The 12,280-nt window shown below is 69.0% G+C and carries 10 protein-coding genes and 1 pseudogene; 3 read left to right on the top strand and 8 right to left on the bottom strand.

The genetic code is table 11. The features are described 5' to 3' along the window. Window positions 1-10 precede the first annotated feature (10 nt). On the bottom strand, window positions 11-178 hold the full coding sequence (locus OG462_RS41925) for a hypothetical protein (RefSeq protein WP_406054180.1): 168 nt from the start codon (window positions 176-178) through the stop codon (window positions 11-13). 130 nt (window positions 179-308) lie between these two features. Here OG462_RS41925 and OG462_RS41920 point away from each other — a divergent pair, with 130 nt between their 5' ends. Next, a complete protein-coding gene (locus OG462_RS41920) occupies window positions 309-1,556 on the top strand; it encodes a helix-turn-helix transcriptional regulator (protein ID WP_406054182.1) in 1,248 nt (415 codons plus the stop codon). 58 nt (window positions 1,557-1,614) lie between these two features. Here the strand turns inward: OG462_RS41920 and cutA are convergent, their stop codons facing one another. From cutA to OG462_RS41890, 6 genes are all read right to left on the bottom strand, one after another. After that, complete coding sequence (gene cutA, locus OG462_RS41915; RefSeq protein ID WP_406054184.1) at window positions 1,615-1,941, bottom strand: divalent-cation tolerance protein CutA; 327 nt, start codon at window positions 1,939-1,941, stop codon at window positions 1,615-1,617. A gap of 216 nt (window positions 1,942-2,157) precedes the next feature. Continuing rightward, window positions 2,158-2,715, bottom strand: a complete 558-nt coding sequence (tpg, locus tag OG462_RS41910; protein WP_406054186.1) for a telomere-protecting terminal protein Tpg — start codon at window positions 2,713-2,715, stop codon at window positions 2,158-2,160. 221 nt (window positions 2,716-2,936) lie between these two features. After that, window positions 2,937-5,078 (bottom strand): telomere-associated protein Tap, encoded by a 2,142-nt coding sequence (tap, locus tag OG462_RS41905; protein WP_406054188.1) that lies wholly within the window; start codon window positions 5,076-5,078, stop codon window positions 2,937-2,939. A gap of 355 nt (window positions 5,079-5,433) precedes the next feature. Beyond that, entirely contained in the window at window positions 5,434-8,454 is a 3,021-nt protein-coding gene (locus OG462_RS41900; RefSeq protein ID WP_406054190.1) for an AAA family ATPase, read from the bottom strand. After that, window positions 8,454-9,605, bottom strand: coding sequence for an exonuclease SbcCD subunit D (locus OG462_RS41895; RefSeq protein ID WP_406054192.1), 1,152 nt, complete (start codon window positions 9,603-9,605; stop codon window positions 8,454-8,456). Before OG462_RS41895 ends, OG462_RS41900 begins: the two co-directional genes overlap by 1 nt. A 410-nt stretch (window positions 9,606-10,015) precedes the next feature. Continuing rightward, on the bottom strand, window positions 10,016-10,516 hold the full coding sequence (locus OG462_RS41890; RefSeq protein WP_406054194.1) for a hypothetical protein: 501 nt from the start codon (window positions 10,514-10,516) through the stop codon (window positions 10,016-10,018). On the opposite strand from OG462_RS41890, the gene OG462_RS41885 reads away from it, so the two are divergent. Both OG462_RS41885 and OG462_RS41880 read left to right on the top strand, forming a co-directional pair. Further along, on the top strand, window positions 10,452-11,015 hold the full coding sequence (locus OG462_RS41885; protein WP_406066227.1) for a MaoC/PaaZ C-terminal domain-containing protein: 564 nt from the start codon (window positions 10,452-10,454) through the stop codon (window positions 11,013-11,015). The genes OG462_RS41890 and OG462_RS41885 overlap by 65 nt on opposite strands. Window positions 11,016-11,033: 18 nt before the next feature. Further along, window positions 11,034-11,297: a hypothetical protein gene (locus OG462_RS41880; protein ID WP_406054198.1), complete on the top strand. Its 264-nt coding sequence runs from the start codon at window positions 11,034-11,036 to the stop codon at window positions 11,295-11,297. A gap of 74 nt (window positions 11,298-11,371) precedes the next feature. On the opposite strand, the pseudogene OG462_RS41875 reads toward OG462_RS41880, so the two are convergent. Beyond that, window positions 11,372-12,279, bottom strand: a pseudogene (locus tag OG462_RS41875) (transposase family protein). Window position 12,280 lies beyond the last annotated feature (1 nt).

The following is a 12,280-nucleotide window of genomic DNA, read 5'->3' as shown; positions in this document are numbered from 1 at the left end:
GATGGACCTCTCAGGAGGCGTTGCTGAGCAGGAGGAGAGGGACGAGGGCGCCGACGATGAGGACGAGCAGGATCTGAGCGGCGATCTGTCGCCAGCCGATCCCGCGGGCCTCAAGCCGTCGGAAGGGAAGCGCGGTCGTGGATGTAATGCCTTTCACCGCCGTGCGGATCGTGGTCATGGATCCATCGCACCGCTTGAACAAGTCCCGGACCAGGGGAAATTGGAGGGGGAAAACTTTGTCAAGAGGGGAAATTTCAGCGGGAGATGAGGTCATGATTGGCTTACGTCCCCGGACAGAGGTCACACTAATGCCAGTCGATTCGTTCGCCTTATTACTCCGGCGGCTCCGTAAGGAGGCTGGTCGGTCACAGGAACAGCAGGCCGACGCGATCAACGCTGTCTCCGGCCGGATCACCGTGACGCGCCGCGAGATCAGTCGCTACGAGAAGTCCGAGAACATCCCTACGAACCACACGCTCGAGCACATTGCGGTGGCTTGCAGCGTCCCCTTCGAGACGCTGCAACGGGAAGCCAAGGCCGCTCGGGCTAGGCGAAGTCAGGCGCGCCGTCGCACAGAACAGGATTTGGAGGCCATGAAACGTCGCACAGTGCTGGAGGCCGCCGTCGTTGGGGTGAGCACGGCCACTGCCGAGCCCTGGGGGCGACTGGCCGCCGCTCTCCGGCGGGGAAGCAGGATCGACGACTCCACTGCGAGCGCGTTGATCGACCGAGCCTCCGACCTGCATGTCCAGGAGCTCAACCTGAGCCCCCGCCACCTACAGGACAAGGTCGAGTCGCATCTCGACGCGATCACTGCGGCCCTCCCGCGTGCCGGTCGGCACGAACGTGCCCTCACCATCGCCGCCGGAGAGACTGCAGCTCTCGCCGGCTGGGTGGCGTGGGATCTGGGCGAGAACGCGAAGGCAAACGCCTACTACAAGGTGACGTCGGAGTGCGCGGCATCCGCCGGCCACCCGCCACTGCGTGCACTGGCCCTTACGTACGCCAGCTACGGGGCCCACGCACCCCTGGACAAGCTGAGGTACTTACTCCAAGCGGCCCAAGACGTACGGGGCCGCGGTAACGCCGCTGCCGCCGCATGGATGCACGGGAGGTACGCCGAGGAGGCCGCGCAGGTCGGTGACGACACCAGGGCCCTTCAAGCGTTGGAACGGGCCCAGTTCGCCTATGACTTCGCGGACCACACCAGCGAGCAAGCATGGGTCCGCTTCGTGACCCCCTACCGGATGGATTCGCTGGCTCTCTCGGTGTACGGCCAACTGCGCCGGTCGGAGCTGATCACCACAGCCGACGACGCACTCGCACGACTGGGGGACGACCTACCGGACGGCGGAGTGGTCGTGCTCGGCGACCTCGCCCTGGCGCTGCTGCGTGGAGGCGACGTTGATCAAGGTATCGATGTGTCCCGACAGTTCACAGCTGCCGCTCAAGCCAAGACCACCACGATGGGCAAGGAGCGTGCTCGCGCCATCGCCGCATCGCTCCCGGGCAACGAGGAGGATCTAGCCCACCACGTGCGGCAGCTCGCAGCCTGAGCCCTTGGGCATCCTGCACGCGGACATGCTCACACCTCTCATCTCAACGCTCCGCCCGTCAGACCTCGGTTGTCTCCTCGACCACCCAGGACAGGTACGCCACCGACCCGCCACTCACAGGGAGGGTGATCCACTCGGGAACCTCGTACGAGTGCTTCTCGGCTACCCAGGCTTCCAGCTCGGGGAGCCGGTCTGTCGTCGTCTTGTACGAGATACGCCACTCCTGAGCGGTCTCGATGGTGCCCTTCCATCGGTAGACCGCGGTGAAGGCGGGGTCGATGTGCGCGCAGGCAGCCACCCGGGCCTCGACGGCCCCCAGGGCGAGGCCCTTCGCCTTCTCCTCGTCGTCGATGGTCGTCTGCGCGATCACAATCTCGGTCGCCATGCGACTCTTCCTCCTTGGACGGTTTACCTCGACCCTACCCATACGATCAGCGCATCAGATCGGCGTCTGACCGAGGCTTCGCCACACGCCGCCGCATCAGAGCGCGGCCCGAATCAGCAGCGGCACCGGAGATGACTGATGGGACACGCGGTGGTGCCTGGGTACCGTCTGGGCGGCCTTCTCCAGGTCCTGGAACACGCGCCTCTGCAGGCTGGCTCAGTACTCGATGTCGAGGTAGTCGATGTCGGTGAGTCTGACCTCGGAGAGTCCTGCGGCGCGGGCGCCGTTGTCCTGGAAGTAGGCCTCCTTGAATCCCTCGGCCATGATCGCGCGCTTGTGTTGGTCGCTGAGGCCTTGTTCCTGGGCCTGGAAGAGGCGCTGGGCGTAGGTGGCGGGGAGGTTGATGGTAAGGCGGCGGAGGCGGCCGTCGTCGGTGGTGCCGATGGGGGCGGTGTAGCCGAAGCGGGCGCGGGTGGAGACCTTGATGCCGGTGGTGGCGGCCTGCTTGCGCCGGCGTCGGCGGACGCCTGGCTGCCAGCGGGTCTTCACGGCCGCCTCGATCTGGGCGGCGATGTTCTTGGGCGGGTTTTTTCGGGCGCCGCGGCGGTAGCGGTTGACGGAGTCGGGGGTGACGCCGATCTCCACGGCGACGGCCTTGGCGGTGCCGAGCTGTCGGATCAAGTAGTTGATCCGGCCCTGGAGGGTCTTGGGGGGCTCTTTTGTGAACTGTTCCTGGTCGGCGCGCTTCAAGGCGTCGTCGATCTCTCCGGTCATCTGATTGAGCTCCCGTCGGAGGGCTGGGGCGGGCGTGTCCGGGCCCAGGGCTGGTGAGCGGGGTCCAGGTCGCGCGCCTTGCCTGGGCCGTGGGGCCTCTGGTGCCGGTGGGACGCGCGCTGTGGTGGGTGCTGGGGGAGAGGTTGATAGTGGGCGGGTGCGTGGGAGGTTGTGGCCTTGACCGACGTTCGGGGTGACCCGGTGCCATGGCGGCCGTAGGGTTATTCGCCTTCGTCCATGACGGCGTCGTGGCCGTCGCCCTTGATGTGGCGGGCGGGGTTGTAGCCCTGTTCCATCAGGTCGACCGCCCATGTCATCGGCTGTGCGCCTTCCAGCTTCGCCCGGCCCGGTGTGGGGCCGAGGCGGAAGGCGCCGGGGATCGGCTTGCCCGACTCGGCGTAGGGGAGGAAGTCGAGCGGGCTGGTGCTCGTGGCGGGGTAGACGACGCAGTCGGAGAGGACCGCGAGCGGGTACATGCCGGTGAGCTTGGCCATGTTGGCGAGCTTGCGGTGCATGTTGACTCGGGTCTTGGAGATGATCGCGTTGCGGATCCAGGGGGCCCAGGTGGGGCGTTTCATGGCCGGCCACTCCTCGCCGTCCTTGTAGCCCGTGCCCTGGGGTCCCTCGAAGAGCTTGCCGATGCCGCCCTTCACCGTTGCTTTGATCGCGGTGAGGACGGCGGCCATCGCCGGGTCGACCTGCTTGTGGACCTCCATCGCTGCGAGGAACTCCGGATCGGTGAGGTCGGGGGTGACGCCGAGGTCGGCCAGGGTCTCGGCGTAGGCGGTCTTGAGCCGGTCGTGCCACGGGTCGAGGTAGGCGCCGGTCTCGCGGCGCAGGTACGCCTCCAGGACGTCGACGTTGTAGCCGAGTTCCTGGGCGTAGGCGACGGTGTGGGTCTGGTACCAGGCCGGGCCTGTGGGGCGCTGGCCGGTCAGTGTGAACGGGCTGGGCAGGCGGGGGTCGAGGTCAATGTGGGAGAGGTCGACGAGCCAGGAGCCGGTGACCTTGGGGTAGAACTTCGGGCGCACGAAGTGGTCGGGTTCGCAGAGACCGACCATCAGGCGGGCGGTGGAGGCGAGGAAGGCGGTGTTGAGGTCGAGGCCAACCGCGTACGGGAGTGCTGCCTCGTCGCCGGTGAGGAGGTCGATGTCGCGGATCCACTGGTAGGCCTCTTCGTTGACGAAGCCGCCCGTCCAGCCAGAGCTGACGACGACGGGGTGTTCGGGGCGGGCTTCCGGCGGTGCCGGTGGCAGCGGGTCGGTTCCGAGGCTTCCGGCGTGGTGGCCACGGGTCCAGTTGCCGGTCTCCTCGTCGCGCACCGGGCGGGTCGGGGGGCGTAGTGCGGTCATCAGTTCCAGGCCGGAGACGGCTGTAGAGCCGCGGGGGGTGATGACGCGCTGTGCATAGATGCCGAGGACGCGGGCGATGTCGGCCGGGTGCATCTCTGCTTCGTTGACGCCGGGCCAGGAGCGGGAGTCCAGGGCGTCCCAGGGCAGGAGCGCGAGCTGGACGCACTGGCGGTCGCGTCCCTGGGCTTTGCGGTAGATCCGGGCCCAGGGGCCGAACCCGCGCTGGGTGAGCTGCCACTTGGCTTTCGTCACCTGCTTGACGACCGGATGGTCCTCGGGCAGGCGCAGACCTCGGCGGTCCTCCAGGCGCTCGGGCAGGCCGAACTTGGCGGCCGCGGTCGCGGTCAGGACGATGAGGGGGTCGGAGTCCATCCCGTAGCGGTGGAGCTTCGGTGCCCCGAGACCGGACTGCGTGAGGGTCCACTCGACCAGTTCCACGATCGTGGTCGCCGGACAGTCCAGCACGATCCCGCCGATGCCGTACGCGGTGCCGTCGCCGTCCAGGACTGCGAGCGGTCCGCTTGGGAAGCGGGGGTCGAACACGGCCGGGGCCGCCTTGTCCACCGTCGGCAGCCGCGATGGCGCGAAGCGTGTGGCCGGACGCCCGGACTCGATCGGATGCTCGGGTGCGCTCGCCGCGGCGGGAGCCGGTAGCGGTGTGACAGGTTCCGCTCGCGCGGCAGGGGTGGCGGGTCTGGTGAACGCGGCCGGTGCCTGCGGCTGTGGTGCGGGGGCGGGGGCTGCGGTCGGTGTGCCGTGTGTGGGGTGCTTTGCCGCCCAGCCGCTCAGAATCCGCTGGTATGCCTCCAGGCGCGGTGAGCGCGGTTCGCTCCTGCCGTTCTCCCAGTTCTTGATTGTCTGCGTCGTGGTCTTCAGCGCGGCTGCGAGTCGGGCCTGCGTGATCCCGGCGGCCTCACGCAGACGGGCACGCTCTGCCGGGGACGGAAGCTGCGGCACCTCCGCAAGCAACTCGTCAGCGGCGGCGAGCAGTTCTTCCTCACTAAGGCCCATGCCACAGACACTAGCAGCATTTAACCCCTTCTTTAACCTGCACCTTTAACCCTATCGGATGGCTCTTGAGGGGTAAGGGGAACAGCCCGGAACAACGGGCTCTCTTGCCTACGGCCGGCAGCCAGGGAGCAAGAGCAGAGAGGAATCTTCATACCCCGGCGGGGGCACAACAGCCGGATGTGAGGCCGTCTTGCGCTTGCGGGCAGCGTTTTCCTCCCCTTCCCCCCTCCCCTTCCCCCTCCCCTCCTTCCTGGAGAAAGCCCCGGTGGCAACCGCACGGGGAGCGGGAGCAAACCGTGGCGCTGAGGGTGTACCGCGCGGCTGCGCCCGCAGGCGTGCGGTACACCCTCGGGTGCTACAGGTCGGCGCCGGTCAGAGGGCGCAGGGTAGAGCCGTCGCGGTGCTTCCTCACGTTGAGCTGGCTGGGGATGCGGCGGCTGAGTTCGGGGACGTGGCTGACGATCCCGACGGTGCGGTTGCCTGCCCGGAGCTGGTCGAGCACATCCATGACGTCCTGAAGGTTCTGTTCGTCGAGGGTGCCGAAGCCTTCGTCGATGAAGAGGGTTCCCAGGGGGCGTCCGCTGGCTTCCTGGGTGACGACGTCGGCCAGGCCGAGGGCGAGCGCGAGGGAGGCGGTGAAGGTCTCGCCTCCGGACAGGGTGGAGGTCTCGCGTTCGGTGCCGGTCCAGGTGTCGAGGACCCGCAGGCCGAGCCCGCCCTTCAGACGGCCGCGGCGGCCGGCTTCCTTTTCGTCGCTGTGGACGAGGAGGTAGCGCTCCGAGGTCATGTTCTGCAGGCGGGTGTTGGCGGCGGCAGCGATTTCCTCGAGGCGTGCGGCCAGGACGTAGGCCTCGAGTTCCATGCTGAGGGTGTTGGCGGCGGAGTTGGCCGAGGTGATGGAGGCCAGGCAGTCGGCGAGGCGGTGGCTGTGCTGGAGGGGTTCGAGGCCGGCGAGGCGGGTCTCGATGTCGGCGGCCAGTTCCGTCAGTGCCGTGACGCGCTCTGCGGCCTGGCGAGTGGCGCCTGCGGTGTCCTTGAGGCGGGCTTCAGCCTGCTGGAGGGCATGGGCTGCGGCAGTGGGGTCGGCCGCGGGCTGGAGGCTTGCTTCGACCAGGCCGGGGTCGGTGAGGATGCTGGTGACGATGGCGTCCTCCTTGCCCCACTGTTCGAACTCGTCGGCCCACTGCTGGAGCAGGACGGGGGTTCGCAGTGCGTCGGCCGCTTCGTCGCGGCTGGTGAAGCCGGCGCTGCGGGCCGCCTGGTCTGCTGCGGTGAGTGCGTCGTGGTGGCGGGCTTCGGCGTCTGTTGTGGTCTGTGCGGTGGCCATCGCGTGGTCGAGGTGCCCGGCTGTGCGGGTGAGGTCGGCCAGGCGGGCGGGGAGGCTGGTGTGGCCGGCGCGGGCGTCGTCGAGGGTGCGGGTGAGCTCTGCCTGCTGCTGGGCCAGGGTTCGGCTGCGGGTCTGGCACTCGGTCAGCAGGTCTCTTGCTTCCTGGTGCAGTCGGGTGCGGGTGTCGTGTTCGCTGCGGAGGCGGGCGAGGTCCTCTCGTGCGGCGGGGAGACTGGCGGCGGTGTCGCAGGCTTCCTTGTGAGCGGTGTGGGCGTTTTGCAGGGTGGTGGCGAGTTCGGCGGCGGGGGTGGTGCCGGCGGAGCCGATGGCCATGGCGTGTTGTTCGGCCAGCTCTGCGTGCTCGTGGTCGGCTTTGGTGAGGGCTTGTTCGGCCTGCTCGTGCAGGGTTCGGGCTTTGTTCTCGTCCTCTCGTGTGGGCTGGTCGGCCCGGGGGCGGGCGGGGGCTGGGTGTTCGGTCGAGCCGCAGACGGTGCAGGGCGTTCCGGGGCTGAGTTGGGCGGCGAGTTCTCCGGCCATGCCGTCGAGGCGGCGTTCTCGCAGGTCGAGCCATTCCTGCTTTGCCTGGAGTGCTTCTGTGGCGCGGGCCGTCTTTTCATCCGCGGCGGCTGTCAGGTGTGTGGCCAGGCTGTCGCGCAGGAGGGCGGCCTCATGTCGGGCGGTGGCGTCGCGGGCGGTCTGCTCGAGGTGGGCGATGCTGTCCGTCGCCCTGTTCATGGCGTCGACGGCGCTGGTGTGCCGGCTCTCTTCTGCGGGCCATGCGGCGAGCCACTTCTCGGCGTCGTCGAGGTCTGCGCGTGCCTGCTGTTCCTTGGTGGCGAGGTCTTCGAGCTGGATGCCGAGCTGGGTGTGGAGCTGTTCGTCGGGAAGCAGGCCTTCGATTCGGCCTCGTTCGGCGTGCTGGCGCTCGAGATGCGCGCTCAGTCGGCGCGGGTCTTCCTGCTGGTACTCGGGGGCGAGCAGGGCCCGGGCCTGGTGTTCGCCGGTGCGGGCTTCCTCCAGTGCGGCAGCGGCGCGGTCCAGTCCGTCGAGCAGGGGGCGCATCGCCTGGGCGCTTCGTCCGCGGTCGAGTTCTTCGCGCAGCTGGGAATGGCCGACGGCTTCTTCGTCGAGTGCGGTGCGGCGGGTGCGGGCGTCGAGGTGCCTGGCCTGCCGTTCTGCGAGGTCGGCCGCCTTTTCGTGGTTGCTCTTGGCCTCGCCGTGTTCGTCGTCGCTGCGCACGGCGTCGGCCTGCGCTGCGGCGTGCGCTTTGTGGGAGAGGGCGAGGAGCTGCTGGGTCCAGGTGAGGACTGCGGCGGGGTCGTCGGGGGCGGGGCGAGTGGGAGTCTCGCCGTCCTGCGGGCGAAGGGTGCGCGTCTCCTGGTCGATCCGTTCGCCCAGCTGCCGGATTTCGGTGAGGGCCTCCTCGAGTTCCTTCCGTGCTTCTTTGCTGCGGGTGGTCAGCCAGGTCTGCAGTTCCTGGAAGCGGCCGGTGCCGAAGAGGCGGCGCAGCAGGCCGGCTCGGTCCTTGGCATCGGAGCGGAGGAACTTCGCGAAGTCGCCCTGGGGCAGGAGGACGACCTGGCAGAACTGTTCCTTGTTCAGGCCCAGAGCTGCCTCGATCTCTCTGGCCGCGTCCTGATGGTTCGCGCAGACAGGGTCCCACTGGTCCTGGCCATCGGCGGTTTTGGTGTGCTGGTGAAGCTGGACGGTGGCTTCGTCGGTGGCGAAGCCGGTCTTGGCGCGGGTGCTGGGGCGCTCCTGCTTGGGGGTCCGGGTGATCTTCAGGCGGCGGCCGGCGGAGCTGAAGTCGAGGGTGACGGCGGTGCGGGTGGTGGTGGGGGCGTGGTCGCTGCGCAGGCGGTGGGTGGGGCGGATCCCGGGGACGGTGCCGTAGAGGGCGAAGCAGACGGCGTCGAGGACGCTGGTCTTTCCGGCTCCGGTGTCGCCGCGTAGGAGGAACAGGCCGTTGCCGGCCAGGGCGTCGAAGTCGACGGTCTCGGTGCGGGCGAAGGGGCCGAAGGCCTGGACGGTGAGGTGGTGCAGGTGCATCAGTGGGCCTCTCGTGCCGCGGCTTGGATGCGGACGTTTTCCAGTCCTTCGCGCAGCAGGTCCTGCTCTTGGAGGGTGGCGGGGATGTTGGTCACGTGGTGGACGAAGCCGAGGGTGATGTCGTGGTCGCTGCGGCCGTTGACGCGGGCGCTGTAGGACTCGTCGCTGGTGTGGTGCTCGGCGGTGAAGCTGAGCCTGAGGGTGTGGGGGAAGCGTTCCTTGAGGCGTTCCATGGCCATGTGCGGGCGGTCGGGGTCGGTGAGGGTGATGTGGAGCCAGGAACCTTCGTGCGGGGTGTGCTCGGGGTCGGTGAGCAGGGCGTCCAGGGTTCCGGTGAGCCGGCCAAGGGCGCGGGGCACGGGGCAAAAGATCCGCTGTGCGCTCAGGCGGGCCTGTGCGTCCAGGTCGATGAGCCACATCGCCTTGGGGTGGTCGGCCTCGGAGAAGGAGTAAGCCAGGGGCGATCCGCTGTAACGGACGCGTTCGGTGATCTTCTGGCAGCGGTGCAGGTGGCCCAGGGCGACGTAGTCGGCGCCGTCGAACACCGAGGCGCTGACCGAGGGCACACCGCCGGCCGTGATGTCGCGTTCGCTGTCACTGGGTGCAGCGCCGGTGACGAAGGCGTGGGCGAGGACAACCGACCGGGTGCCGGGGCGGGTGGCGAGGTCGGCGCGCACCTGGTCCATCGCCGCGCCGAGGACGGCCTGGTGGCTGGGCTTGTCCGCGTCGAAATGGGCCTGGACCAGGCCGGGTTCGAGGTAGGGCAGTCCGTAGAACGCCACCGGTCCGTGCTCGTCGTGCAGGACGGCCGGGCGGGCGCAGTCGTCCACTGCGGTGCGAAGGTGGATTCCGGCGCGTTCGATCAGGCGCGCGTTGACCCCGAGCCGGCGCGGGGAGTCGTGGTTGCCGCTGATCATCACCAGCGGCACGCGCATGTCGGCGAGTTCTTCCAGGACTTGGTCGAACAGGCCGATCGCATCGAGCGGCGGGATGGCCCGGTCGAACACGTCGCCCGCGACTGCCACGACGTCGACGTGGTGTTCCCGGACGGTGTCCACAAGGAACCGGAGGAACGCGTGCTGCTCGTCGATGAGCGGCACACGGTGAAGTTGGCGGCCCAGGTGCCAGTCGGATGTGTGCAGAATCCTCATGCGCACACACCGTAACCACAAAGGCCAACACTGTAGGTGGATTTCATGATGAATGATCCTTTGGAGTGACCTCCCGGCGGCGACTCACGAAGACCTGAGCCGCCGCCGGGAAGAGAAGGACAGAAGAAGAGAAGGGGGTGACTCGGTCCGGCGTAGCCCGCGCGTACGGTCCCGTCCCGCTGTCGGCGCCGGCGTGGACCGCTCCCCCACAGGACCGGTGCCGCGGACCCGGTCCGCTTTCAGCGGGCGGTCCGGGTGCGTGCCGCCTTGCTGCGGGGCAGGGCCGGTGGTCTCTGGTGCGTGCGCGCGAGGGGCGCCGGGCCTCGGAGCAGAGTCCTTGGGGCGCCCCAGCAAGGCGACGGTCAGACGTACCGGATGCCGCGGCCAGGCGGGATGGAGCGGGGCATCGTCTAGAGCAGCGGGAGGGTGTCGGCGACCGGGCGGGAGGCGGTGCGAGGGCCGGGAACTGTCAGGGCCGGGTGGCCGAGCAGCAGGGTGAGCGTCCGTGTCGGAGGCGGGAAGCCACCGGTCAGGTTGGTGAGAAAGCCTGTCGCCTTGATCCGTCGGGTGGGCGCGGTCGTGGCGTCTTCGAGCACGCCGCTGGCAGCGAGCTTGCCCGCGACCTCTCCGATGCGTTCCTCCACGTCACGCCAGGCGGCCGCGGCGTCGGCCTCAACCCGGCCGGCGGCGAGCGTGACGGCCCGGCTCAGCAGGTAGCTGACGGGGGGAACGTCGCTGTCGGGGAACGTGTCAGTGGCCACGGCCTTCCGGGCCGCCTGATTCCTGGCCGCACGGAAGGCGGGCAGCGTCGCGAGCGCGGCGGCCATCCGCTCGGCTTCCGCCTGGGTGTCGACCTGCTCCGCCGCGTGCACCTGCTCTTGGCGGTCTCGCCGTGCCTGCTGCAGCAGCAAGGTGAAGTCGTCCCACTGGTCATCGAGCTCCTCCCGCCAGGGGGCAGCGGATCCGGGAGGTCGTCGGCCTGGGCCTGCCCGACCTCGTCCCCGGCCTGGTCATCGAGCACCGGCCGGCGCGGACGGTGACGGAGGCCGAGCACGTCCAGGTCCTCGCGCTGATGGGCAAAACGAGGCGCCGATCCACTCCGACTCCGAGTACTGCCGCCGTACCGGGCACCCGCAGGTCTTGGTGTGCGGGATGCTCACCCTCAACATCGTGCTAGGCATGACGGTCCGCTCCACCAGCGGCATGACCACCGGCAACCTCGCCCTGGACGAGGTCAGCTGGAAGACGCCCGTCCACGTCGGCGACACCCTGTCCGCGCGCAGCACCGTCCTGTCCGCCCGCCGCTCGGGCAGCCGCCCCGACCAGGGCGGAGACCTGGTCGTCACCGGCACCCGCACCTTCTTGGTCCCCGCCGACCCGGACGTCGTCCGCGACGCCACCGACTACTAGAGAAAGGGGAGCCGAACCGTGGACGTGGAGTTCACCGAGGCCGACGACGCCCGGTGGGAGGAGTACGACGCTCTGGCCCGCCGCGCCTACGGCCAGCCGGTGCCCGACATCACGTGCCTGGGCCCGCACGCGGACCGGCGGGTAGCGGTGCGCGGCGGCCGGGTCGTCGCCGGGGGCATGGGCATGCTCGTGCCGCAGTGGTTCGGCGGCCGGCCGGTGCCCGCCGGAGATACAGGGCGCAGCTCCAGGCGGTGCGGCGGTTCGCGCCGACCGAGCCCTTGACACCACCGAGCCCCCCTCTAACGAGCTGGTGCGTGATAGCGGTGGAGATGGGCGGTCCTGAGCTGGTGGTTTTGTCAGGCGGTGGTGTTGCGGTCGGAGACGAGGCCGGCGATGGCCCGGTAGGTGTCGGGCAGGGCATCTCGCCGGTGTGTCCAGCGGGTCAGCTGCTTCCAGCGTTTGTGGTCGGCGAGCGCGTGCTCGACGGTGATGCGCTTCGATGAGTGTCGGTGCCGGGCCTCTTCTCTGGCTGCATGTACGTGCGGCAAAGCGATCTTGTTCGGTTTTCTGGGCGGTGTGATCGCCTGGCCAGGATGGTCGCGCCGGAGCCCGAGGTAGCCGTCGTCCAGAAGCACTTCCACGTCCGGGAAGTGCTGGAAACAGACACCGATGCCTTCGTTGCGTGCGGCGGTCACATCGTGCATCCGGCCTGGTCGCAGGGCATCGGTCCAGAGCGTGCGGCCTTGGTGGTCGGCGACGACGGTGGCCTTCATGGTGTTCTGTTTCTTCTTACCGGAGACGAACGCGCGGCGTCCGCCGCGGCCGGCCAAGGGTCGGCGGACCTGGACTTCGGTGGCGTCCAGCCGCAGCTCGATGCCCTCGGCCTGGGCATAAGCGAAGACGTCCGCCAGGGTCCGCAGGCCAGGACGGTCGGGACTGCGCATCCGCGTTCGGCCAGGAGCCTGCGTATCTCTCCGATCGCACGGGTGACAGTGGAGCGGTCGACGCCGAACAACAAGGCGAGGACAGAGTGCGGGAGATCGTGCCGCAGGTGGATCAGCGTGACGACCAGCCGGTCGACGAACACCAGGCGATGCCGGGCGCCGGCCCCCGCCTCACGTTTCCTGGCCCCGCCACGTGCCTCGTGACGACGACCCTCCACAACAGCCTGCCACGGGACGGCCAACTCCTCGACCAAGCAAGCCAGATGCTGCCGGGAGATCCCTGTGAACACCTGATGCGCGAGGATGTGTCGGTTGACCATG

It is taken from the genome of Streptomyces sp. NBC_01077 (assembly GCF_045162855.1).
In the GTDB taxonomy this organism is placed as follows: Bacteria; Actinomycetota; Actinomycetes; order Streptomycetales; family Streptomycetaceae; genus Streptomyces.
This window is presented reverse-complemented; position numbering and strand designations above follow the sequence as displayed.

What these genes read in the sequence shown, in the direction of transcription:
- OG462_RS41920 (WP_406054182.1), top strand. Translation starts at nt 309, where the DNA reads ATGCCAGTCGATTCGTTCGCCTTATTACTCCGGCGGCTCCGTAAGGAG.
- OG462_RS41895 (WP_406054192.1), bottom strand. Translation starts at nt 9,605, where the DNA reads ATGAGGATTCTGCACACATCCGACTGGCACCTGGGCCGCCAACTTCAC.
- tap (WP_406054188.1), bottom strand. Translation starts at nt 5,078, where the DNA reads ATGGGCCTTAGTGAGGAAGAACTGCTCGCCGCCGCTGACGAGTTGCTT.
- OG462_RS41900 (WP_406054190.1), bottom strand. Translation starts at nt 8,454, where the DNA reads ATGCACCTGCACCACCTCACCGTCCAGGCCTTCGGCCCCTTCGCCCGC.
- tpg (WP_406054186.1), bottom strand. Translation starts at nt 2,715, where the DNA reads ATGACCGGAGAGATCGACGACGCCTTGAAGCGCGCCGACCAGGAACAG.
- OG462_RS41925 (WP_406054180.1), bottom strand. Translation starts at nt 178, where the DNA reads ATGACCACGATCCGCACGGCGGTGAAAGGCATTACATCCACGACCGCG.
- cutA (WP_406054184.1), bottom strand. Translation starts at nt 1,941, where the DNA reads ATGGCGACCGAGATTGTGATCGCGCAGACGACCATCGACGACGAGGAG.